Genomic DNA, 20,167 nt, shown 5'->3' on the forward strand with positions numbered 1-20,167 from the left:
ATGAAGTAAGTGAAACAAAACATTTCCAAACTTACACTGCGAGGCGCTGCCACGTTAAGCGCTTTTTATTCTTGAGCCTGCAAAAACAGCGAGAACAGTTCGGACTGTGACTTGATTCCCAACTTGCCGTACATGTGCTTGCGATGGACCTTGACGGTCTCCGCAGAAATTGCCAGTTTTCGGGCGATTTCCTTGTTCGAACAACCACTTAGCAGCAACAGGGCGACTTCCATTTCGCGTGCGGTCAACGGCGAGGTCAACTGCTCGGCAGCCGCTTCAAGGCGGCTTTGCCAGTTGGGCGTGAGCTCCGGTGCCTCCTTGGGGTCGCGCTCAAAAACCAGGCGCTGGCGCATCAAGGCGGCCACCCACGGCTGCACCAACCCCAGCAATGCACTCTGTTCCAGGCTGAAACGGCACTGGCTGCCCAGTGACAGGCTCAGGGTGCGTTGATTGTCGAGTTGCACATTGATATGCACCTCGTCGGTAACGATATTCAGGCGGAAATAACGCTGGTAGTAGTCGGTCTGTTCAAAGCATTCGGGGGCCACGTCCTGCAGGCGGAACAAGCCGCTTTGCGGTGCTTCACGGTTGGCGATATAAAACGGGTCCAGCAGGTAAAGCCCCTTGAGGTAGTCCTGGAACAGCGAATCCATGCCACCGTCTGCACCGGGGGACTCGGCCAGAACCTGTGGCTTGCCAGCGCTGTAGATCAGCACCACCCAGTTGTCCACGGGTACATAGCGGCCCAGCAAACGTACCAGCGCAGTCCAGAAATTGGGCCGGTCCAGGGTTTCGATCACGCGGCCCATCGCGTCATGCCAGGCCACATCCTGCAAGGTCAGATTCATCTCACTACCCACCGGGTGTTACCCCATCGAAGTCATTTATTGGCGCGGTGCCGCGCACCATACTCGGCTCATCCCACCCTGCAAGGATCCGAGATGAACATTGAACTGGTGCAACTGGCAGGCCGTGACGGCGACACCGCTTATAACCTGTCGCGTACATTGAGCGCCATCGCCAGCTGCGCTGACGATACTGCGCTGCTGGTATTCCCGGAGACCCACCTGACCGGCTTTGTCGGCGGCCAGCAACTGGCGCAGGTGGCGGAGCCATTGACCGGCCCGACCCTGGGTGCGGTATTGCAGGCCGTACGCGAACGTGGAGTCAGTGTGGTGGTGGGGCTGGCGGAAAATCATCACGGCACCTTCTATAACACCTCGGTACTGGTCACGCCCGAGGGGATCGCCTTGCAGTACCGCAAGACCCATTTGTGGCCAAGTGAACGCGGCGACTTTACCCCCGGCGACCGTTTTACCACCGTGCTTTGGCAGGGTGTGCGGGTTGGCCTGCTGATCTGTTATGACATTGAACTGCCGGAAACCGGCCGAGCACTGGCGCAACTGGGGGCTGAACTGATCATTGTCACCAACGGCAATATGGACCCCTACGGCCCGGTGCATCGTACCTCGATCATGGCCCGTGCCCAGGAGAACCAGGCGTTTGCGGTGATGGTCAATCGCGTCGGTAGCGGGGATGACGGGCTGGTGTTCGCGGGTGGCAGCATGGCGGTCGATCCGTTCGGGCGGGTGTTGCTCGAGGCCGGGCGCGATGAGATTCGCCATGTTGTAGCGCTGGATCTGGATCAGCTCAAGGCTGCCCGGCGAGACTACGACTACCTCAAGGATCGTCGCTTGCTGCTGTCGGGTGAACAGCTCGAACACCCGGATGGGCGTCGCGAACTGTTGATCGGAGCCAGCCAATGAAGACTAAAAACACGACGGTTATTGCCCTGGCTGCGCTATTGGGTTGCAGCCTGGTTCACGCCGCCGAACCTCAGGTGAATATCTACAACTGGTACGACTTTATCGCTCCGGACACGATGAAAAACTTCCAGGCCGAAACCGGCACAGCCTCGATGTACGACGTGTTCGACAACAGCGATGTGATGCAAAGCAAGCTGATGGCCGGTCGCAGCGGGTATGACGTGGTTGTGGCCACCGGTGACCTGCTACCCAACCTGATCAAGGCCGGGGTGCTCAAGGAACTCGATCGGGGGCAGTTGCCCAACCTCGCACACCTGGACCCGGCCATCCTTGCCAAGATGCAGAGCAATGACCCCGGCAATCGTTATGCCGTGCCGTATTTGTGGGGCACTACCGGGGTGGGTTATGACGTCGACAAGGTCAGGGCGATACTTGGGCCGGATGCGCCGGTGGATTCCTGGGACCTGATCTTCAAGCCCGAGAACCTGAGCAAATTGAGCCAGTGCGGTGTAGCCATGCTCGATGCCCCCGGTGAAATCATTCCAATTGCGTTGCACTACCTCGGCTTGCCACACAACAGCAGCGACCCCCGGGACTATGCCAAGGCCGAAGCGTTGCTGCTGACGTTACGTCCTTATATCCGCTATTTTGACTCGTCGAAATTCATTACCGACCTGGCCAATGGCAACGTCTGCGTGGTGCTGGGTTGGGCAGGCGGGGTGCAAGACGCCAAAACCGCCTCGCAGGTGGCCGGCAATGGGCGCAACATCCGCTACAGCATCCCCCGTGAAGGGGCGCCGATCTGGGTTGAGAGCCTGGTGTTGCTCAACGACGCGCCCAACCCGCAGCAGGGGCTGGCCTTTATCGACTACATGCTGCGCCCGCAGGTGATAGCCCGGACTTCGACCTACCTCAAATATCCCAATGCGAACCAGGACGCCAGGCCACTGATGGACCCGTCGTTGCGCGACAACCCGGATATCTACCCTGACGAGAAAGTCATGACCACTTTGTTCCCGCTGGAGCCGTTGCCGCTCAAGCTTGAACGGGTGCGCACGCGGGTGTGGAGCAAGGTTAAAAGCGGAACGTGAAGCAAAACTTTGTCGATACTCTGTTACAGGTCAAGCCCTATTGTGGGAGCGAGCCTGCTCGCGAACGACCTTCGCGAGCAGGCTCGCTCCCACAGTTGCAGTTTCCTGTAGCCGCTGTCGAAGGAACGAGGCAACTGCTACGGTTTGTGGGTGTTAGCCGTTTCAGGCCTGCAACTGCGGCTCACGAACGCTCCTGGCCCTGGGCATCGCCGGCAACACCGCCTCCTGCAAGGTTCGCGCAGCCGGGTGAGTAAAGCGCATCTGCGCCGTGACCGGCAGGTCTTCCACCAGCTTGCCGTCTGCCAGTACTACCACCCGTTGGCAAAAACGCTGCACCAGGCTCAGGTCATGGGTGATCAGCAAAAAACCGGTGCCCGACTCGCGCCGTACCTGTGCGAGCAAATCCAGAATCTGCACTTGCAGCACCCGGTCAAGGTTGGACAGGGCTTCGTCGAGGATAATCAGCTGCGGGCCGATCGCCATGGCCCGGGCAATACCGGCGCGCTGCAGTTGCCCGCCGCTCAGTTGTGCCGGGAGCTTGTCGATGTCACGGGCCTCAAGCTGGACTTGCTGGAGCAATTGCTCAACCCGGGCCCTGCACGCCGAGGCGTCCATGTCTGAAAGATGGCGCAAAGGCTCGGCAATGCTCCAGCCAATGCTGCGCTGGGGATTGAAAGCGCTGAGGGCATCCTGAAAGACCATCTGCACACGCTGTAAAAATGGAGGCTGACCCTTGAACACAATGCTGCCCTGGTCGGCGCTTTCCAGCCCCATCAGCAGGCGTGCCAAGGTGCTTTTACCGCTGCCGCTACCTCCCAGCAGGCCAAGGCTTTGACCTTCGTGCAGGTCCAGATTCAAGCCGCTCAGCACCTGTACCCGATGCCGTTTGCTGAACAGCCCGCCAGCGCTGTAACCGTGCTCAAGGTCGCGTACCTGAATAAAACTCATGGCGCGCAGCTCTCCATTGTCAATGAGTGGTGTGCTGCCAGCAGCGTGCGTGCTTCCTGGCTTTGCGGTGAATTGAACAGCCGGTGAACATCGGCCTGTTCGACAATACGGCCGTGGGCCATGACGCTGACCTGATCGGCGCAGCGCGCCACCACGCCCATGTCATGGGTGATCAGCAGCACGCCAAGGTTGCGCTGCGCTACCAGCCGTTCCAGCAGGTCGAGAAAACGTGCCTGCGCCACAACATCCAGATCGCTGGTAGGTTCGTCAGCCAGCAAAAAACGGCTGTCGGCGAGCAGGGCCAGGGCGATCATCATCCGTTGCAGCATGCCGCCGCTCAGTTGAAAGGCAAATGAGTCGAGCACCCGTTGAGCATCGTGCAGGCCCACTTCCTGCAAGGTGCTCTGAATCAGCTGCTCGGCCTCGGCACCTTGCAGGTCGCGGGTCTGGAGGGTTTCAAGGGCATGCTGGCGCAGTGAGCGTACCGGGTTGAAGGCGCTGCGCGGGTTCTGCAGCACCAATGCCACTTCGCGCCCACGTAATTGCGCAGCATCCACCACCTGGCCATCCAGCAACAGGGTGGCGCCGCTGCTGTGTACGCCAGGAGGCAACAAGTCGAGGATGCCCAGGCTGGTTAGCGATTTTCCTGAACCGCTGGCACCGACCAGCGCATGCACCTGGCCGGCCCTGAGGGTCAGTTCGGCCCGGTCGACCAGGGTGCGTTGCCGGTGTTTGAGGGTCAGGTCGCGAATCACCAATGTGTGTTTCATTCCTTGATCTCCGCCAGTACGCTGGGGTCAAGGCGGTCGCGCAAGGCGTCGCCCAGCAGGTTGAAGGCCATCACCGAGATAAAGATCATCAGGCCCGGCCACAGCAGCAACTGCGGCTGGGTCCAGATAAACTCCTTGGCATCGTTGATCATCACGCCCCACTCGGGGGTTGGCGGGCTGACGCCCAGACCCAGAAAGGACAAGCCCGAGACGTGCAGCATCATGTGGCCAATGTCCATCGACGCCAGCACCAGCAGTTGCCCCACGACGTTGGGCATCACATGCTGGCGCAGCCGGGTCAGGCGCGAGGCACCGGCCAGTCGTGAAGCCAGCACATAATCCCGGTTACGCTGGGCCAGCACCATGCCGCGAACCATCCGCGCATACCAGGCCCAGTGGGACAGCGCAATGGCGATGATCACATTGGTCAGGCCGGTACCCAGCAAGGCGATCAGGAAAAACGCCAGCACCAGGGTGGGGAAGGTCAGGAACATGTCGCACAGGCGCATCAGGAACATGTCGAGCTTGCCGCCGACTATCCCGGCGATACCGCCAATCACCACGCCCAGCACCAGTACCAGACCCAGCACCAGCACCACGCTGCCCAGGGACAGTTGCGTACCAACGATCAGGCGCGAGAGCACGTCGCGCCCCAGGTGGTCGGTGCCCAGCCAATGGCTGGTACTGGCGGGCAGCAGACGCTCGTCCAGATTCACCAGGGTGGCGTCGTAAGGCGCCAGCCAGAGGCCGAACAGCGCCATCAGCAACAGCAGGGCGACCAGCCCGTAGCCGATGCGCGCGCCGTATTTTTTGCCGGTATAGACCGCCGCTATTGCGCTCATGCCATCACCCCCGAGAAACGTGTGCGCGGGTCTAGCCAGGCGTAGCAGATGTCCACCACCAGATTGCACAGCACCAGCAGTGTGGTCAGCAGCAGGGTGAAGCATTGCATCACCGGGAAGTCGCGGTTGAGCACGGCGCTGACCGCGAAGCGGCCAACGCCGGGCCAGGCGAAGATGGTTTCGATCACCAGGGCACCCCCGAGCAACTCGCCAATGTGCATGCCGGTAGCGGTTACCAGCGGCATCCAGGCATTGCGCAGGATATGGTCGCGCCATACACGCTTTTCGTTCAGGCCACGGGCCCGGGCATAAAACACGTGTCGATGCTCACGCACATCCAGCAGGCTGGCGCGCAGCAGGCGGGCGTTGATCGACATCGACATCAGGGCAATCGCCAGAACCGGCATCAGCAGATGCTGCGGACCACCACGGCCCATCGGCGGCAGCCAGCCCAGCCACAGCGAGAACAATGCAATCAGCAAAAAAGCCAACCAGAAATTGGGCATGGAAACACCGATAAAGGTGATGAAACGCACCACCTGGTCGGGCCAGCGACCTTTCCAGCGGGCCGCCGCCAGACCCAGCGGAATGCTCATTACCAGCGTGGCAAGCAGCGCCAGACCACCCAGCTGAAGGGTGGCGGGCAGGTAATAGAGGATGTCATCGAGCACCGGGCGCCCGGTGATATAGGAGGTGCCGAAGTCCAGGTGCACGGCGTTCCACAGCCAGGTGAGGTACTGCTCGGGCAGTGGCCGGTCCAGGCCCAGTGCGTGGCGTGCCTCGGCCAGCGCGGCGTCGGTTGGAGGGATCTGCGACAGGCGCAGGTAGTCCAGGGCCGGGTCGCCATTGCCCAGGTGCAGCAGGACAAAGACGATCAGTGACACCCCCAGCAGCACCGGGATCAGCAGCACAAGCCGCAGGATAATATAGCGCAGCATGGTTTATGGCTTCCCTGTGGTGGGGTGCATCACTTCGAACGGCACATCAAACAGCGTGCTGCCGAATTGAACATTGTCGACGTTTTTTCCGCTGACACTGATGGCCGTCAGGTGTGAGATCGGCAGGTACACGGCCTGATCGTGCAGTGTGGTGAGGATCTCGCGGTAATCGTCAGCGCGCTTGCCCTCGTCGGTTTCGCCCAGTACTTCGGCGATTTTCCGGTCGATGGCCGCCTTCATCGGCAGGCCGAGCTGGGCCATGTAGTCGGCGTGTCCGGCGTAGCGCATGGAGCTGACAAACGAGTGCGGGTCATAGGGAGCGCCCCAGGTATCGGCGAAGATCATGCCGAACTTGCCCTCGCGCTGGCGCTGCACCAGGGCACCGTCTTCTTCGGCGCGCAACTTGACGTCGATGCCGACCTTGGCCAGTTCGCCCTGAATGATTTCGGCGAGGTTTTTTTGCAGGGCACTGGGGCCCAGAAACACCAGTTCGATACTTAGCGGCTGGCCGTTTTTTTCACGAATGCGTTTGCCTTCAGGGACTTTCCAGCCTGCCGCTTCCAGGTTTTTTTTGGCCTGTTCGGGGTCGTAGGGCAGTGCCTTGAGGCCCAGGTCGGCATACGGCATGTTGCTGGCGAACAGCGCATCGGCCCGCGGCTCCTGGCCATGCAGCACCTTGGCAATGATAGTGTCCTTGTCCACGGCCTGATTGATCGCCTGGCGCACGGCCAGTTCATTGGTCGGAGCCAGGCCGGTATTCATTGCCACGGTACGGGTGGCCAGCGGTGCGGATATGGCCGTTTTGAAACCCGAATCGCGCAGGCGCACAAAGGTGCCGGGGGAGATTTCGCCGTCGGCACCCTGAATCAGATCGATTTCACCGGTTTGCAGGGCAATGGCGCGGCTGTCCGGGTCGGAGATGACTTTCACCAGTACCGAACCATAGCCCGGTTTGGGCCCCCAGTAGTGCGGGTTGCGCTCGAAGCGGTCGAACTCGCCACGGCGGGTTTGCGTCAGTACCCAGGGGCCGGTGCCCACCGGCACGCCGGGCTTTGCCTCGGGGGCGGCAAAGCGCAACGGGCGAACCTGCGCCAGTTCCATCAGGGTCGGGTAGTAGGGGTGTTTAAGCACCAGCACCAGGGTGTGCTCGTCCGGTGCTTCGACACGCTCCAGGGTGGAGACCAGCTCCATCCACTGATGGCGCTTGCTGTTGGCGAGCACCGCGTCGAGGTTGGCCTTGGCTGCGGCTGCGTTGAACGAACTGCCGTCACTGAAGGTCACACCGTCGCGCAGGGTGAAGGTGTAGGTCTTGCCATCTGCTGACACTGTCCATGACGTGGCCAGCCAGGGTTCCAGAGTGCCTTGGGCGGTGTAGCGCACCAGCGGTTCATAGACCATGGCCTGGGCATACATCTGGTTCGGCGAATAGCCGCGAGGGTCCAGCGGCCCGGCATTGGTTGGCCACGAGTAGGTCAGTGTGGGGGCCGCATCGCCCGCCCATGCAGTCGACAAGCCTGCGCTCAGGCAGGCTCCAATCATCCATAAGGTCAGCTGTTTTTTAGTCCATGACTGCTTCACACTGCTTCTCCCTCAGTTGATGGCCAGTGGCCTGATCAGATGCTGGGTATGAAGTCTATGTCAAAAGTTCATAACTGCGAGGCCGATTAGATGCAGAGGGTCACTATTTCGCTGGACGATGCTTTATTGGCCGAAATTGATGAGCGCGTTGGCACCCACGGCTACCAGGGGCGCTCCGAGGCCATCCGCGATCTGTTGCGCGCCGGCCTGCTGGAACCGGAGCAGGGCGACCCGCAAAGTGCCTGCGTGGCAACCTTGAGTTACGTCTATGACCACGCCACCCGGGAGCTGTCCAAGCGTCTGAACACGGCCTTTCACGAGCACCATGACCTGACCCTGTCGACGCTGCATGTGCATCTGGACCAGGGCAAGTGCATGGAAGTCTCGGTGCTCAAGGGCACGGTCGGCGAGGTGGCGCAACTGACGCGCCAGGTGATGGCCGAGCGCGGAGTGCGCCATGGCAGCGCGCAGATTATTCCATTGGGAGATCTCGAGTAGCGCTGGGTCAGTGCTTGAGTGTCCAGCGGGCGCAAAGAATGCGCCTTAGAAATCCCAGCGGGTATTGACCATTACATTGCGCGGGTCACCGTAATACGCCGTGTTGTAGAAGCCGATATTGGTGTAGTACTGCTTGTCGAACAGGTTGTTGACGTTGAGTGTGGTGGACAGGTGCTCGCTGACCTGGTACCTGGCCATTGCATCGACCAGCCAGTAAGCGTCCTGGCTGAAGTCCTGGTACTGGTCCTTGGCGCGGTTGTAGATGTTCTGCCAGCTGCGGTTCTGCCAGCGCGCGCCGCCACCGATGGTCAAGCGGTCCAGCGGCCCCTTGAATTTATAGGTGGTGTAGAGGCTCAACTGGTCTTCGGGCTCCCAGGTCGAGATTTTTTCGTCGTCGCTGCCGCGAATGACCTTGTGAGTAAAGCCGGCCTGGGCCTGCCAGCCCGGTGCCAGTTCGCCGGACATCTCGGCTTCGAAGCCCTTGGCCTTGGCCTTGGTGCCGACTGATGCATAGAGGATCGACGGGTTGGTCGGATCGGCGTTGTACTCGGCGTCCGGTTCGGCGCGGTTGCTTTCATGTACCTCGAAATAGGCCAGGCTGGTGTTCAACCTGCCGCCATAAAACTCGCCCTTGATTCCCACTTCGTAGTTTTTGCCTTCATCGGGCTCAAGCACTTTGTTGTTGCGATCGCGGTTGTAGGTTTGCGGCATGAAAATGTCGGTATAGCTGGCATACGCGGTGAAGTTGTCGTTCAGGTCGTAGGTAACACCCACGTAAGGCACGAGGCGGCCGGTCTCGGTGGTGTGGTAATCCCCGGTCAGCCAGTAGTTGGCCAGCCGTGTGCCCAACAGCAGGTTAAGGTCGTCGGTCAGGTTGAAGCGTGCGCTGATGTAGCCTGCGGTCTGGCGTGTGGTGGTGTCGTTGTATTGGGTCGGTGCGCCCCAGTCCGGCTCGGTGGTCTTGCCGTCGAAGTTCCAGAAATCAATGACGTTGGCGCTGAGGAAGGTCGGGTTGCCGTAGTCCTTGCCTTGCCAGTGGGCGCTGGAGGCCGATGCGCCGATCACCAGTTCATGCTCGCGGCCAGCCAGGCTGAAGGGGCCGCTGAAGTAGGCATCGGCGGCGTCGGTGCGGGTGTTCCCGGTGAATTTGTTGGCATAGATCGACGACAGGCCGGTGGCCGGGAAGGGGCCGCTCATGACCGAACCCAGCGGCGCATCGTAGCTGTTGACCTGATGGGTCAATTGGCCCTTGCCGACCCAGCCGTTGGCGAAGCTGTGCTCCAGGGTCGCGAACACGCTCTGGGTGGTCTGCTCCCAACGGCTCCAGTTGGCGCCGTTGTTGTACGAGCGCTTGACGTCGATACGCTCGCCGTTGCGGTCGAACAGCGGGCGGCTGCCCGACCAGCCCGAGGCGTGGGGGTCGTTGTTCTGGTAATCAAAGCCCAGGGTCAGGAGGGTGTCATCGCTAAGGTCGGCTTCGAGGGTGCCGAAATAGACCCCGGTCTTGCGCTCATAGCGGTCCATGAACGAGTGCTTGTCCTGGTAGGCCGCCACGGCACGGCCGCGAATGTTGCCGCTGTCGGTCAGCGGGCCGCTGACGTCAACCTGGGTGCGGTAGTTATCCCAACTGCCGGCACCGACATCGATGCTGGCCTTGAATTCGCGGGTCGGTTTTTTGCGGATCAGGTTGATCGTTGCCCCCGGGGCTCCGGCACCGGTCAAGAGGCCCGTGGCGCCCTTGAGGATTTCCACGCGGTCGTAGATGGCCATGTCACTCAGGGTCTGGCCCGAGGAGTACGCCGAGTTGCGCAGGGTGGGAATGCCGTCGTACTGGAAGTTCTCCACCGAGAAACCGCGGGCATAGTAGTTGGTGCGCTCGCTGTCGAAGGTCGAGACGGTGATGCCAGGGGTATGGCGCATCACCTCGTCGATGGAGTTGAGGCCGAAATCATCCATATGCTGGCGGGTAATCACGGTGATCGACTGCGGCGTTTGCCGTGGCGTCAGTACCATGCGTGTGGCCGTGGCGATGGTGCCGGGGGTATACGAGCCGCTGCCTTCGGTGATGGTCCCAAGCTGGTTGGAGGTAACCTGGGTGGCCTGCAATTGCAGTTCACCGTTGCCTTGCGCTGGTCTGGCAACAACCCGGTAACCGTCGCCGTCAGTGATCGCCTGCAGGCCCAGCGGGGCGAGCAGCCGTTGCAGGCCTTCGTCGACGGCAAAGTTGCCGCTCAAGCCACTGCTGCGCATACCGGTTGTCAGGCTCGAATCCACCGCGATCATCACCCCGGACTGTTGGCCAAAACTGCCCAGCACCGCGTCCAGGCTGCCCGGCGCAATGCTGTAGGCATGCTCGCTGCCTGAGGCTGCGAATGCGCCTTGGCTGGCCGTGGCAATGGATAAACCGAATACAAAGGTGCGCAAGGCACCGGCGAGGGGGGTAAGTCGGCTGTGCATAAAGACTGTCCATGTGTGAAAAGGGTCGGCGTTGCGCTGTTAATCAGCGTCTTCCCTGAACTTGATGCACCAGATAAGAAAAACTGCCGGCGGTATTGAAAATAATTATTTTCAGGCCGCGACCACGTTGGCCCAGTAGCCAAACACTCGCTGCACGCGGATTGGCAGCACCCGCGTGAGCAGGTCGAGGCTGGCATCGGGGCGGTCGATGGAGAACGATCCCGACACCCGCAATGCCGCGACTTGCGGGTCGCAGCGCACCACGCCACGGCGGTAGAGGTTGAGCTGGGCAATCACCTGGCCCAGTGGCATGCGTTCGGCGATCAGCAGGCCGTTGACCCAGGCATCGGCACCGACCGTGACCGGGCGCGGTGTGCTGTCTGTCTGGCTGTCGAACGTTACCTGCTGGCCGGCATCCAGACTCAAGCTGTCGCCCCGTGCCAGCTTGATCGATGCACTGCCGCTCAGCACCTGGACCTGGGTGCCTGCCTGCCACGGCAGGTTGTGGCTGATCACCAGGCGTGAGCGGGGCGCGGGCAGCACCTGGCCATTGGCGGTGCTGAGCCTGATATCGCCAGCGCTGACCAGCACGCGGCCCAGGCTCAGGAACAGTTCCGTGCCAGCGGCGGTGGTGCGGGTATCGAGGGCGGTGTGGGTGTCGAGGGTCAGGTCGACACCCTCTGCCAGAGTTAACTGGCGCCGCTCGCCGGTGGCGGTGCGATAGTCACTGAACAGCTCTGGCAGCAGCACCCGTTCCCGCACCCCATAGCCGGTGGCCAGCATCACGCCCAGGCCGGCAAAGCCCTTGAGCAGCGTGCGTCTGCCCGGGGCATTGCGCGAGCGCAGCAACGTCCGGGCACCGGCGGCAGGCAGCATGCGGGTGCTGTCGCGAATGTCGGTATTAAGCCCGGTGAGGCGCTGCCAGGCCAGTTCATGTTGCGCGGATTGCGCGCGCCAATGCTGGCAGGCCAGAAGCTCGGCCTCGGTGCTGACGCCCGATTGCACGGTGACCATCCACTGCAAGGCTTGCTCGACCACATCCTGGTCGAGGCGCTGGGTGTTGGTGGGCTCGAACAGACTCACCCGGTGTAGACCGCGCTGTAGCAGTGTCGGTAAGCCTTGAGCATGGCTTTTTGCACCACGTTGACGGTCAGGCCCATGCGTTCGGCGATCTGCGGGTAGGTCAGGCCGTCCAGTTGCGACAGTAAAAAAATCTCCCGCACTTTTGCGCCCAGGCCATCGAGCACCTGGCCGACGGCGTCCAGTGCCTCCAACACCAGCAGGCGAGATTCCGGGGAGGGCACAAGCTGCGGCTCCAGGAGCGCCAGGGACTCCATATAGGCCCGCTCCAGCGCCTGACGACGGAAGTATTGGCCGCACAGGCGGCTGGCAATGGTGGTGAGATAGGCCCGGGGTTCGCGCAGCGGCGCGGGTGTGTCGGTACGCAGCATGCGCACAAACGTGTCCTGGGCCAGATCCAGAGCCTGCTCCTGATTGCCCAGCTTGCGGCGCAGCAACTGCACCACCCAGCCGTGATGCTGAACATAGAGTTCACCCACGGCACGGCGTGAGGAAGGGGAGGACGTGAGCATCGATTGCAATCCCGGAGCAGACACTGACAAGGATCGCAATGATAGCGCTTCTCATTAACGTATGCTCGGGAATGTTTCGCGCTGTGTCAGATGTGGGAGCGAGCCTGCTCGCGAAGTCGTTCGCGAGCAGGCTCGCTCCCACACTAGGGCTTGACCTGCAACAGAGTCTCTACAAGCTCTATGCAGGCCCTACTTCTCGACCAGGACCTTCGGGTTGGAGTTGCCCCACACCGTATACAGGTCGGCCAGCAATGCACCGTTGATGTCTTCAACTTCCGCCTGGCTGATTTCGGCCTTGCCCTGTTGCCCGAACAACACCACTTCGTCGCCGCTTTTGACATCCGGCGCGTCAGTAACATCGACCATCAGCGTATTCATCGACACCTTGCCCACCACCGGCACGCGATGGCCGTTGATCAGCACGATACCCTTGTTGGTAAAGGCACGGCGGTAACCGTCGGAGTAACCCACGGTGACATTGGCCAGTTTCGAGTCGCGCCCCAGCGTCCAGGTGCGGTCATAGCCCACGGTGTTGCCCTTGGGGTAGCTGTTGACCGAGGCGACATGGGACTTGAATTGCATCACGCGCTTGTAGTCGGTGTGCGACGGCACCGTGTCGCCGAACAACGCACCGCCCGGGCGAACCATGTCCAGATGCGATTCCGGCACTTCCAGGGTGGCGAACGAGTTGGCCGCATGCAGGGTGATTTTGCTGCGATCGAGTTCTGCAACATTGATCAGCCATTGCGCCTGCTCGTTGAACGCCTTGAGCCCTGCACGCACATCGTCGGCGTCTTCTACCGCGAAGTGGGTCATGATCGCGCGCACTTCCAGGTTCGGCACCTTGGTGATGGCGACCGCGTCGCGGCGGCCCTCGGCGGTGGTCATTTCCACGCCGTTGCGGCTCATGCCGCTGGAGTTCAGGCCCAGGTGCACCACCAGCGGACGGCCGTGTTTTTCGGCAATCAGGCTGGCCTTGACGGCGAAATCAAGGTTGCCTACCAACTCTTCCATATTGTACGGCAGCGCCGCTTCCAGCTCGCTGAGTGCTGCCGTACGCACACGGATCAGTTGGCCCTTGAAGCCGCTTTCACGTACCACGCGAGCCTCTTCATTGCTCGCCACGCCAACGCAAGGCACACCGGTAGCGATGATTGAAGGCATCAGCAGGCCGATGCCGTGGCCGTAGGCATCGGCCTTGAGCACGGCGCAGATTTTCGATTTGTCGCCCACAGTCGCTTGCAACACGCCAATGTTGTGGACGAACGCGGCTCTGTTGATCTCGACCCAGGCGTTGCTGTCCTGTGTATTGACCTGGGCAACGCCATCGACCATCGACAGCGGCGGGGCGGCGAAGGCCGGGTTGTGCATTAAAGCCATGCCCAAAGACAGGGCAAGAAGGGTACGGGTGAAGGGCATTTGCTGAGTTTCCATACGTTATTTTTTTTGCGGCAGGGTGACGCGCGGCAATACTAGGATTGGCTTGCAGGAAAAGTCACTCCCCGGGCCGCGTATCTGTCTGAAAGTGTCGTGGTGCCAAAGGGCACCTATCGCCGCCACGCCAGCAACACCACACCCACGGTAATCAGGCTGATCCCCGCCCATTGGCGAATATCGAGCTTTTCACCCAGCAGCGTCACGCCCAGCACGGCCACGATCACCACGCTGAGTTTGTCCACCGGCGCCACCAGTGACGCCTGGCCCAGTTGCAGGGCTCGGTAATAGCAGATCCACGAGGCCCCGGTGGCCAGCCCCGAGAGCACCAGAAACACATAGCTGCGCGCCGAAATCGAGCCCAGCGACTGATACTGGCCGGTTGCGTAGAGGATCAGTGCCAGGCTCACCAGCACGACGACGGTACGCAGTAAGGTGGCGAAATCGGAGTTGATGCCGGTAATGCCAATTTTGCCGAAAATCGCCGTCATGGCAGCGAACACCGCCGAAAGTAATGCCCAGAATGTCCAGCTTGAATAGAAAGTCGAGCCCATGGGTTTGCCTGAGTGATCGCTAAAGGTGCTTTCAAGCATATGTCATGCAGGGGCGTTGAGGCTGTAACCCGGTGCAGGGCTTGTGTACTATCGGCACTGGCCGATGCTGCCCGCCGCTCGCTCCCCATGGGAAGGTGAAAGCATGATTATCTGCCTTTTCCCCTCTCTCTTGACGGTCGAGGTTTGGCAACGCGAGCACCAAAAGCCTTCGCCCCCGGGAGCACTGATGCTGTCAATCGAGCAAGCCAAACAGATGGCCAAGAGCCTGCGAACCTCGCTGCAGGCGCGCAATCTGGAAGTCACCCATGCCATCGCCCTTGAACTGGTTGCCAGGCAACTGGGTTACAAGGACTGGAATACGGCCAGCGCACGGCTGCCTGTGCAGAGTGCTGCGCCGGCAATTAGCTTCGACAGGCCGATTCCGATATTGCGGATGTTTGATGAGGCCAAGGCCCGGGAGTTCTATCTGGATTTCCTGGGTTTCAGCGTTGAGTTCGAGCACCGCTTCGAAGCAGGTTTGCCGCTCTATCTGGGCATCAGCCGCAGCGGCTTGCAACTGCATCTTTCCGAGCATCATGGCGATGCCAGCCCCGGCTCCACGGTATTCGTACCCATGGACAATATCGAGCTGCTGCACGATGAGCTAATGGCCAAGCGCTATGGTTATGGCCGCCCGCAAATTGTCCAGCAGGGCTGGGGGCGGGTGCTGGAGGTTCATGACCCGTTTGGCAACCGCATCCGTTTTTGCCAGGACTGACGGATTTTCAGCCCCGTGAGCGCTCATAAGCCGCTGTCATGATCTGCCAGGTTTGTGCATCCGCCGGGATCAGATGCTCGATACGCATTGAGGTTACGGTGATATCGAGCGGCATGCCGAATGTGGTGAAGGTGGACATGAAGTTCAGCTCGCCATGGGCGCAGGCAATGCGGGTCAAGACCAGTGGCGGCAGTTCCCGGGGCAGGGCCGCGAGGGTGTCCGGGGCGCTGAGGGTTTGCATAAGACTGGCCAGTACGGGGTTGGACAGGGCCTCGCGTGTCGCCCGTTGCCAGGCCAGGGTTCTTATTTCTTCGGGGTTGATCAGGTAATCACCCAGGCCGCCGGGTTGCAGCAGTGTGGTCAGCAGGTTCAAGTCCCGGGCCGCGTCTGCGGGCAGTCCGACCAGGCTGAACAGGGCTGCGGTGCTGGCGTTGGCATCCAGCACCTGCCAGTGGCTGCCCAACACAATCGCCGGGGCGGGGTTGTTGGCGTGCAACACATGGCTGATGGCCTCACGTACGGCCTCCATGGCCGGCGAAGAGAGCGGCGTTGTCTCGTAGCGCGGCGCATAACCCGAGGCCAGAAACAGGCTGTTGCACTGCTCCAGCGGTACCTCGAGGGCCATCAGCAGGTTATGCAAGGTGCCGGGGCCGGGTTTGGCGCGCCCGGTTTCGATGCAGCTCAAATGGCGTTGGGAAATACCCGTGATCAAGGCCAGCTCCAGCTGGCTCATACCGGCCTGACGGCGCAGCAGACGCAGCTGCGGGCCAGCGGTTGTCGGGGTGTTGATGCGGGGAAAGGTCAGGTTGTTCATCCATAAACTCTGGCAGGGGCAAAAGGCTGAGTCCATGACCTGTGAGGTCATTGCCGGTGGGGGAAAAGTATCACTAACTGGAGCCTTGTCCACTTCGTCGATTCGGAAATGCTAATGAAAAAATCCTGTCTCGCCCTTGCCGCGTTGCTCGGGTTCTCTGCTTACACAATCTTCACGATGTTGACCGCCCACCAGTCCCTTGCAGCTTTCGGACTGGAACTGATGGCCAGCCCGGACACGGCTCAAGTGGTGATCGACCTGTACCTGATGGCGGCGCTGGCTTGCGTGTGGATGTACCGCGATGCACGCGGTAAAGGCCGCTCGCTGGCCAGTGTGCTGCCGTACCTGCTGCTGACCGCGGTCTTCGTCGCCATCGGCCCGCTGCTGTATATCGTGGTCGAGGGGTTCGTACGCAACCCGGGCACAAATAGCCGGGCCTGTCTGAAAACGCCGCGCCAACCCTGACATTGCGACACCTTTCACACCTGCGCACTGTTGTGCATTAGATTCAGCCCCGCATAATGCGGGCATAAAAACAGTGTGGCGTAGCGCAGAAGGGGTGGTGTGTTGTCGAGCAGTGATAAAAGCGTGGTCGAGCTGAACTGGGCCGAGGTAGGGGATGGTTTCAAGCAGCTGTTGCCCATTTCCATGTTTGTGGTGGTGTTCGGTGTGGCCTTCGGTCTGGCTGCCGCGCAGACCGGTCTGGACAACAGCGCCAGTTTGTTGATGAGCGCTTTGGTATTTGCCGGGGCCTCGCAGTTTGGTGCCCTTGATCTCTGGGGGGCGCAGGTCCCGGTTGTGCCCCTGATCGTCACGGTGTTTGCCATCAATGCCCGCCATCTGCTGATGGGTGCGACCTTGTATCCCTGGCTGCGCGAGCTGCCTGCGGCCAAGCGCTACGGGGTGATGATGGTGATCTCGGATGCCAACTGGGCAATGTCGATGCAGGCATTCAACAGCGGCAAATCGGGCATCGGCCTGATCCTGGGCGGTGGCATAGCCCTGTGGGCGGCCTGGGTGCTGGGCAGTTGGCTGGGCGTGTACTTCGGCAGCGCAATTGAGGACCCGGTCAGCCTGGGCCTGGACATGGTGATGGGCTGTTTTCTGCTGGCGATGGTAATCGGCGGGCAAAAAAACCTGCGCATGCTGATTATCTGGTGCGTGGCGGGCGCCTCGTCGCTGTTGGCGTACCGCTATTTGCCTGAAAACAGCCATGTGGTGGTCGGCGCATTGGCGGGCGGGGTGTTGGGTGCGGTGTGGATGGAGAAGAAAAAATGAGCATCGATACCGCCGGTTACGGCACCTTCATCATTGTTCTGATTATGGCTGTGGTCACGTTGATTACGCGTTTGGGGGGCGTTTTCGTGATGTCCTTCGTGCCCATCAACTACCGGGTGCAGCAATTTATCAGCGCCATGTCGGGCTCGGTGCTGGTCGCCTTGCTCGCGCCCCTGGCCCTCAACGGCGATAACGGCGCACGGCTGGCCTTGCTGACCACCGCAGCAGTGATGCTGCTGCTCAAGAAGCCGCTGCCGGCAATTGCCGCAGGGGTGATCGCGGCTGCGGTGTTCAGGCATCTGTAAATGACCAGGTTGAAGAAGTCGAGGCGCGCGTCGACTTCTTCAACAACAGCCACTGTTCAAATTGAGCGCTGATTGACCCGCTGGCTCAGTTCTTGCGCCGACTCCTTGCGTTCGGAATACCGGTCAACCAGGTCCGGGCGATCGCGCAGCAATACGGTGAACTTCACCAGTTCCTCCATGACATCGACCACGCGGTCATACAGCGCAGACGGTTTCATGCGGTTGTGCTGGTCAAACTCCAGATAGGCCTTGGGCACCGAAGATTGGTTGGGGATGGTGAACATGCGCATCCAGCGACCCAGCACGCGTAACTGGTTGACCACATTAAATGACTGGGAGCCGCCGCACACCTGCATCACCGCGAGGGTTTTGCCCTGAGTCGGGCGTACCGCGCCCAATGCCAGAGGCACCCAGTCGATTTGCGCCTTGAACACAGCTGACATCGCGCCATGCCGTTCCGGCGAGCACCACACTTGCCCTTCAGACCACTGCATCAGTTCCAGCAGTTCCTGGACTTTGGGGTGATCATTCGGGGCGTCATCGGGCAGCGGCAGGCCCGAGGGATTGAAGATCCGAGTCTGGGCGCCAAAGTGTTCGAGCAATCTGGCCGCTTCCTCTACCAGCAGGCGGCTGAACGAGCGTTCCCGCGTCGAACCGTATAACAACAGGATGCGTGGTTTGTGCGGGCTAGCGGGTTGCACGGTTTTGGCAGAAATCAATGTGGTGTCGAGATTGGGCAGTGTGTCGCTCATGGTGGCTCCGGTTACAGGGTGCTGATACGGTCGAGTTCGCGTTTAAGTGCCGCGGGCTCAAGCCGGGTAAAGGGCAGGGCGAAAAAGGCCCGGCAGCGCGTTTCGATATGCGCCAGGGTGGCGTGGAACGCGGCGGTTACGGTCGCCTCGTCACCCTTGACCTCTGAAGGGTCTGCCAACCCCCAGTGGGCTTTGATGGCCGGGCCGAAATACACCGGGCACGCCTCAGCGGCGGCCTTGTCGCAGACGGTGATGACAATATCCGGCGGGTTGTCTTCGTAGGCGTCATTGCCCTTGCTGCTCAGGCCGTCTATGCCGATACCGGCTTCTTGCAGGGTGAGCAGGCTGCGGGGCAACACCTGCCCCCGGGGAAAACTGCCCGCACTGATGGCCTGGAACCCTGGCGGCGCCAGATGGTTGAACATGGCTTCGGACAGAATGCTGCGACAGCTATTGGCGGTACACATAAACAGAACACGCATGGTAGTTGCTCTTTGCGGTGGTATTAAAGGCTCAGGCGCAAAGCCAGGGCAGACAGGGTGACAAGCAGAATCGGCAGGGTCAGGATCAGCCCCACCTTGAAGTAGTAACCCCAGGTGATGCGAATGCCCTTGCGTGCCAGCACATGCAACCACAGAAGGGTGGCCAGACTGCCGATGGGGGTGATTTTCGGGCCCAGGTCGGAGCCGATGACATTGGCGTAGATCATCGCCTCGCGGATCACCCCGCTGGCATCACTGGCCTGGATTGACAGCGCGCCGAGCAAGACCCCGGGCATATTGTTCATCACCGAAGACAGCAGTGCGGCGAGCACCCCGGTGCCCAGGGTGGCGGCCCAAAGGCCGGACTCGGCCAACTGATTGAGAACCAGCGTCAGGTGGTGGGTCAGCCCGGCATTTTTCAGCCCGTACACCACCAGGTACATGCCCAGTGAGAACGTCACCACCTGCCAGGGAGCTTCGCGCAACACCCGTCGCGTTGAAATGACGTGGCTGCGCGCAGCCACAGCGAATAGCAGGGCGGCGCACACTGCAGCAATCGCGCTGACTGGAATGCCCAGTGGTTCCAGTGCAAACAGGCCTGTGAGCAGCAAGACCAGAACCCCCCAGCCGACAGCAAACGTCAACGGGTCGCGTATGGCCTTTCGTGGTTCGGGCAGCTCATCAAGACAATAGTGGCGTGGAATATCGCGGCGGAAAAACCCGTACAACACCAGCAGCGTGGCGGCGACTGCAACGCAGTTGACCGGTACCATGACCGCGGCATAGGCGCTGAAACCCAGGCCGAAGTAGTCGGCCGAGACAATATTGACCAGGTTCGACACCACCAGCGGCAGGCTGGCAGTATCGGCAATAAAGCCTGCGGCCATGACAAACGCCAGGGTTGAGGCGGCAGAAAAGCGCAAGGCGAGCAGTATCGAGATCACGATGGGGGTCAGGATCAGTGCCGCGCCGTCATTGGCAAACAGTGCCGATACACCGGCCCCCAGCAGCACGGTAAACACAAACAGGCGCCGGCCATCACCCTTGGCCCAGCGGGCCACATGCAGGGCCGCCCACTGAAAGAAACCTGCTTCGTCGAGCAACAGGCTGATGATGATCACGGCGATAAAAGTGGCCGTGGCATTCCATACAATGGCCCACACTTGGGCAATATCGTGCAGTGATACCGCCCCCGCAAGCAGTGCCACAACCGCACCCAGTGAGGCACTCCAGCCCACCCCCAGGCCCTTGGGCTGCCAGATGACCAGAACCAGAGTGACCAAAAAAATTGCGAAGGCGATAAGCATCGGA

Annotated in this window: 22 protein-coding genes; 7 read left to right on the top strand and 15 right to left on the bottom strand. The window is 60.9% G+C overall.

The annotated features are described in order from the left end of the window. Positions 1-65 precede the first annotated feature (65 nt). Positions 66-848: a helix-turn-helix transcriptional regulator gene (locus EQV96_RS00570; protein ID WP_095000082.1), complete on the bottom strand. Its 783-nt coding sequence runs from the start codon at positions 846-848 to the stop codon at positions 66-68. 93 nt (positions 849-941) lie between these two features. Between EQV96_RS00570 and EQV96_RS00575 the strand changes: the two genes are divergently transcribed. Both EQV96_RS00575 and EQV96_RS00580 read left to right on the top strand, forming a co-directional pair. Continuing rightward, positions 942-1,766 (top strand): carbon-nitrogen hydrolase family protein, encoded by an 825-nt coding sequence (locus EQV96_RS00575; RefSeq protein WP_095018489.1) that lies wholly within the window; start codon positions 942-944, stop codon positions 1,764-1,766. After that, a complete protein-coding gene (locus tag EQV96_RS00580; protein ID WP_240881029.1) occupies positions 1,763-2,857 on the top strand; it encodes a polyamine ABC transporter substrate-binding protein in 1,095 nt (364 codons plus the stop codon). The genes EQV96_RS00575 and EQV96_RS00580 overlap by 4 nt, the downstream gene beginning before the upstream one ends. A 162-nt stretch (positions 2,858-3,019) precedes the next feature. Here the strand turns inward: EQV96_RS00580 and EQV96_RS00585 are convergent, their stop codons facing one another. From EQV96_RS00585 to nikA, 5 genes are read right to left on the bottom strand one after another with little or no spacing between them, the layout of a single operon-like run. Continuing rightward, positions 3,020-3,805, bottom strand: coding sequence for an ATP-binding cassette domain-containing protein (locus EQV96_RS00585; protein WP_095000085.1), 786 nt, complete (start codon positions 3,803-3,805; stop codon positions 3,020-3,022). Further along, a complete protein-coding gene (locus EQV96_RS00590) occupies positions 3,802-4,575 on the bottom strand; it encodes an ATP-binding cassette domain-containing protein (protein ID WP_095024618.1) in 774 nt (257 codons plus the stop codon). Before EQV96_RS00590 ends, EQV96_RS00585 begins: the two co-directional genes overlap by 4 nt. Beyond that, complete coding sequence (gene nikC / locus EQV96_RS00595; protein ID WP_240881031.1) at positions 4,572-5,417, bottom strand: nickel ABC transporter permease subunit NikC; 846 nt, start codon at positions 5,415-5,417, stop codon at positions 4,572-4,574. The genes EQV96_RS00590 and nikC overlap by 4 nt, the downstream gene beginning before the upstream one ends. Beyond that, positions 5,414-6,355, bottom strand: a complete 942-nt coding sequence (nikB, locus tag EQV96_RS00600) for a nickel ABC transporter permease subunit NikB (protein WP_095000088.1) — start codon at positions 6,353-6,355, stop codon at positions 5,414-5,416. The genes nikC and nikB overlap by 4 nt, the downstream gene beginning before the upstream one ends. Before the next feature lie 3 nt (positions 6,356-6,358). Next, the gene (gene nikA, locus EQV96_RS00605; protein WP_095000089.1) at positions 6,359-7,933 is read right to left on the bottom strand and encodes a nickel ABC transporter substrate-binding protein; all 1,575 of its coding nucleotides are present in this window, start codon (positions 7,931-7,933) and stop codon (positions 6,359-6,361) included. 90 nt (positions 7,934-8,023) lie between these two features. On the opposite strand from nikA, the gene nikR reads away from it, so the two are divergent. After that, positions 8,024-8,431, top strand: a complete 408-nt coding sequence (gene nikR, locus EQV96_RS00610; RefSeq protein WP_095000090.1) for a nickel-responsive transcriptional regulator NikR — start codon at positions 8,024-8,026, stop codon at positions 8,429-8,431. Between the two features lie 45 nt (positions 8,432-8,476). Here nikR and EQV96_RS00615 read toward each other — a convergent pair whose 3' ends face one another. From EQV96_RS00615 to EQV96_RS00635, 5 genes are all read right to left on the bottom strand, one after another. Then, entirely contained in the window at positions 8,477-10,888 is a 2,412-nt protein-coding gene (locus EQV96_RS00615; protein ID WP_095038890.1) for a TonB-dependent siderophore receptor, read from the bottom strand. A gap of 111 nt (positions 10,889-10,999) precedes the next feature. Beyond that, a complete protein-coding gene (locus EQV96_RS00620; protein ID WP_240881035.1) occupies positions 11,000-11,971 on the bottom strand; it encodes a DUF4880 domain-containing protein in 972 nt (323 codons plus the stop codon). Continuing rightward, positions 11,968-12,480, bottom strand: coding sequence for a sigma-70 family RNA polymerase sigma factor (locus EQV96_RS00625; RefSeq protein ID WP_095000093.1), 513 nt, complete (start codon positions 12,478-12,480; stop codon positions 11,968-11,970). Before EQV96_RS00625 ends, EQV96_RS00620 begins: the two co-directional genes overlap by 4 nt. 189 nt (positions 12,481-12,669) lie before the next feature. Continuing rightward, positions 12,670-13,899: an alanine racemase gene (gene alr / locus EQV96_RS00630; RefSeq protein WP_095018494.1), complete on the bottom strand. Its 1,230-nt coding sequence runs from the start codon at positions 13,897-13,899 to the stop codon at positions 12,670-12,672. Positions 13,900-14,027: 128 nt separating this feature from the next. After that, positions 14,028-14,468 carry an EamA family transporter gene (locus EQV96_RS00635; protein WP_095000612.1) on the bottom strand — a complete coding sequence of 147 codons (441 nt, stop codon included), beginning with the start codon at positions 14,466-14,468 and terminating at the stop codon, positions 14,028-14,030. Positions 14,469-14,694: 226 nt separating this feature from the next. Between EQV96_RS00635 and EQV96_RS00640 the strand changes: the two genes are divergently transcribed. Further along, positions 14,695-15,225 (top strand): glyoxalase superfamily protein, encoded by a 531-nt coding sequence (locus EQV96_RS00640; RefSeq protein ID WP_095000095.1) that lies wholly within the window; start codon positions 14,695-14,697, stop codon positions 15,223-15,225. Positions 15,226-15,232: 7 nt separating this feature from the next. Here the strand turns inward: EQV96_RS00640 and EQV96_RS00645 are convergent, their stop codons facing one another. After that, positions 15,233-16,039: a helix-turn-helix domain-containing protein gene (locus EQV96_RS00645; RefSeq protein WP_240043282.1), complete on the bottom strand. Its 807-nt coding sequence runs from the start codon at positions 16,037-16,039 to the stop codon at positions 15,233-15,235. Positions 16,040-16,153: 114 nt separating this feature from the next. On the opposite strand from EQV96_RS00645, the gene EQV96_RS00650 reads away from it, so the two are divergent. From EQV96_RS00650 to EQV96_RS00660, 3 genes are all read left to right on the top strand, one after another. Continuing rightward, positions 16,154-16,504, top strand: a complete 351-nt coding sequence (locus EQV96_RS00650) for a DUF2834 domain-containing protein (RefSeq protein ID WP_095018497.1) — start codon at positions 16,154-16,156, stop codon at positions 16,502-16,504. A 102-nt stretch (positions 16,505-16,606) separates the two neighbouring features. After that, positions 16,607-17,317 carry an AzlC family ABC transporter permease gene (locus EQV96_RS00655; protein ID WP_095000613.1) on the top strand — a complete coding sequence of 237 codons (711 nt, stop codon included), beginning with the start codon at positions 16,607-16,609 and terminating at the stop codon, positions 17,315-17,317. Further along, positions 17,314-17,622 (top strand): AzlD domain-containing protein, encoded by a 309-nt coding sequence (locus EQV96_RS00660; protein WP_095000098.1) that lies wholly within the window; start codon positions 17,314-17,316, stop codon positions 17,620-17,622. Before EQV96_RS00655 ends, EQV96_RS00660 begins: the two co-directional genes overlap by 4 nt. 56 nt (positions 17,623-17,678) lie before the next feature. Here EQV96_RS00660 and arsH read toward each other — a convergent pair whose 3' ends face one another. From arsH to EQV96_RS00675, 3 genes are read right to left on the bottom strand one after another with little or no spacing between them, the layout of a single operon-like run. After that, positions 17,679-18,374, bottom strand: coding sequence for an arsenical resistance protein ArsH (gene arsH / locus EQV96_RS00665; protein ID WP_095000099.1), 696 nt, complete (start codon positions 18,372-18,374; stop codon positions 17,679-17,681). 11 nt (positions 18,375-18,385) lie between these two features. Next, complete coding sequence (locus tag EQV96_RS00670) at positions 18,386-18,856, bottom strand: arsenate reductase ArsC (protein ID WP_095024624.1); 471 nt, start codon at positions 18,854-18,856, stop codon at positions 18,386-18,388. 23 nt (positions 18,857-18,879) lie between these two features. After that, positions 18,880-20,163: an arsenic transporter gene (locus tag EQV96_RS00675; RefSeq protein WP_095023340.1), complete on the bottom strand. Its 1,284-nt coding sequence runs from the start codon at positions 20,161-20,163 to the stop codon at positions 18,880-18,882. Positions 20,164-20,167: the final 4 nt, after the last annotated feature.

Origin of the sequence: Pseudomonas sp. TMW22080 (assembly GCF_022496745.1) — a bacterium.
Classification (GTDB): Bacteria; Pseudomonadota; Gammaproteobacteria; order Pseudomonadales; family Pseudomonadaceae; genus Aquipseudomonas; species Aquipseudomonas bubulae.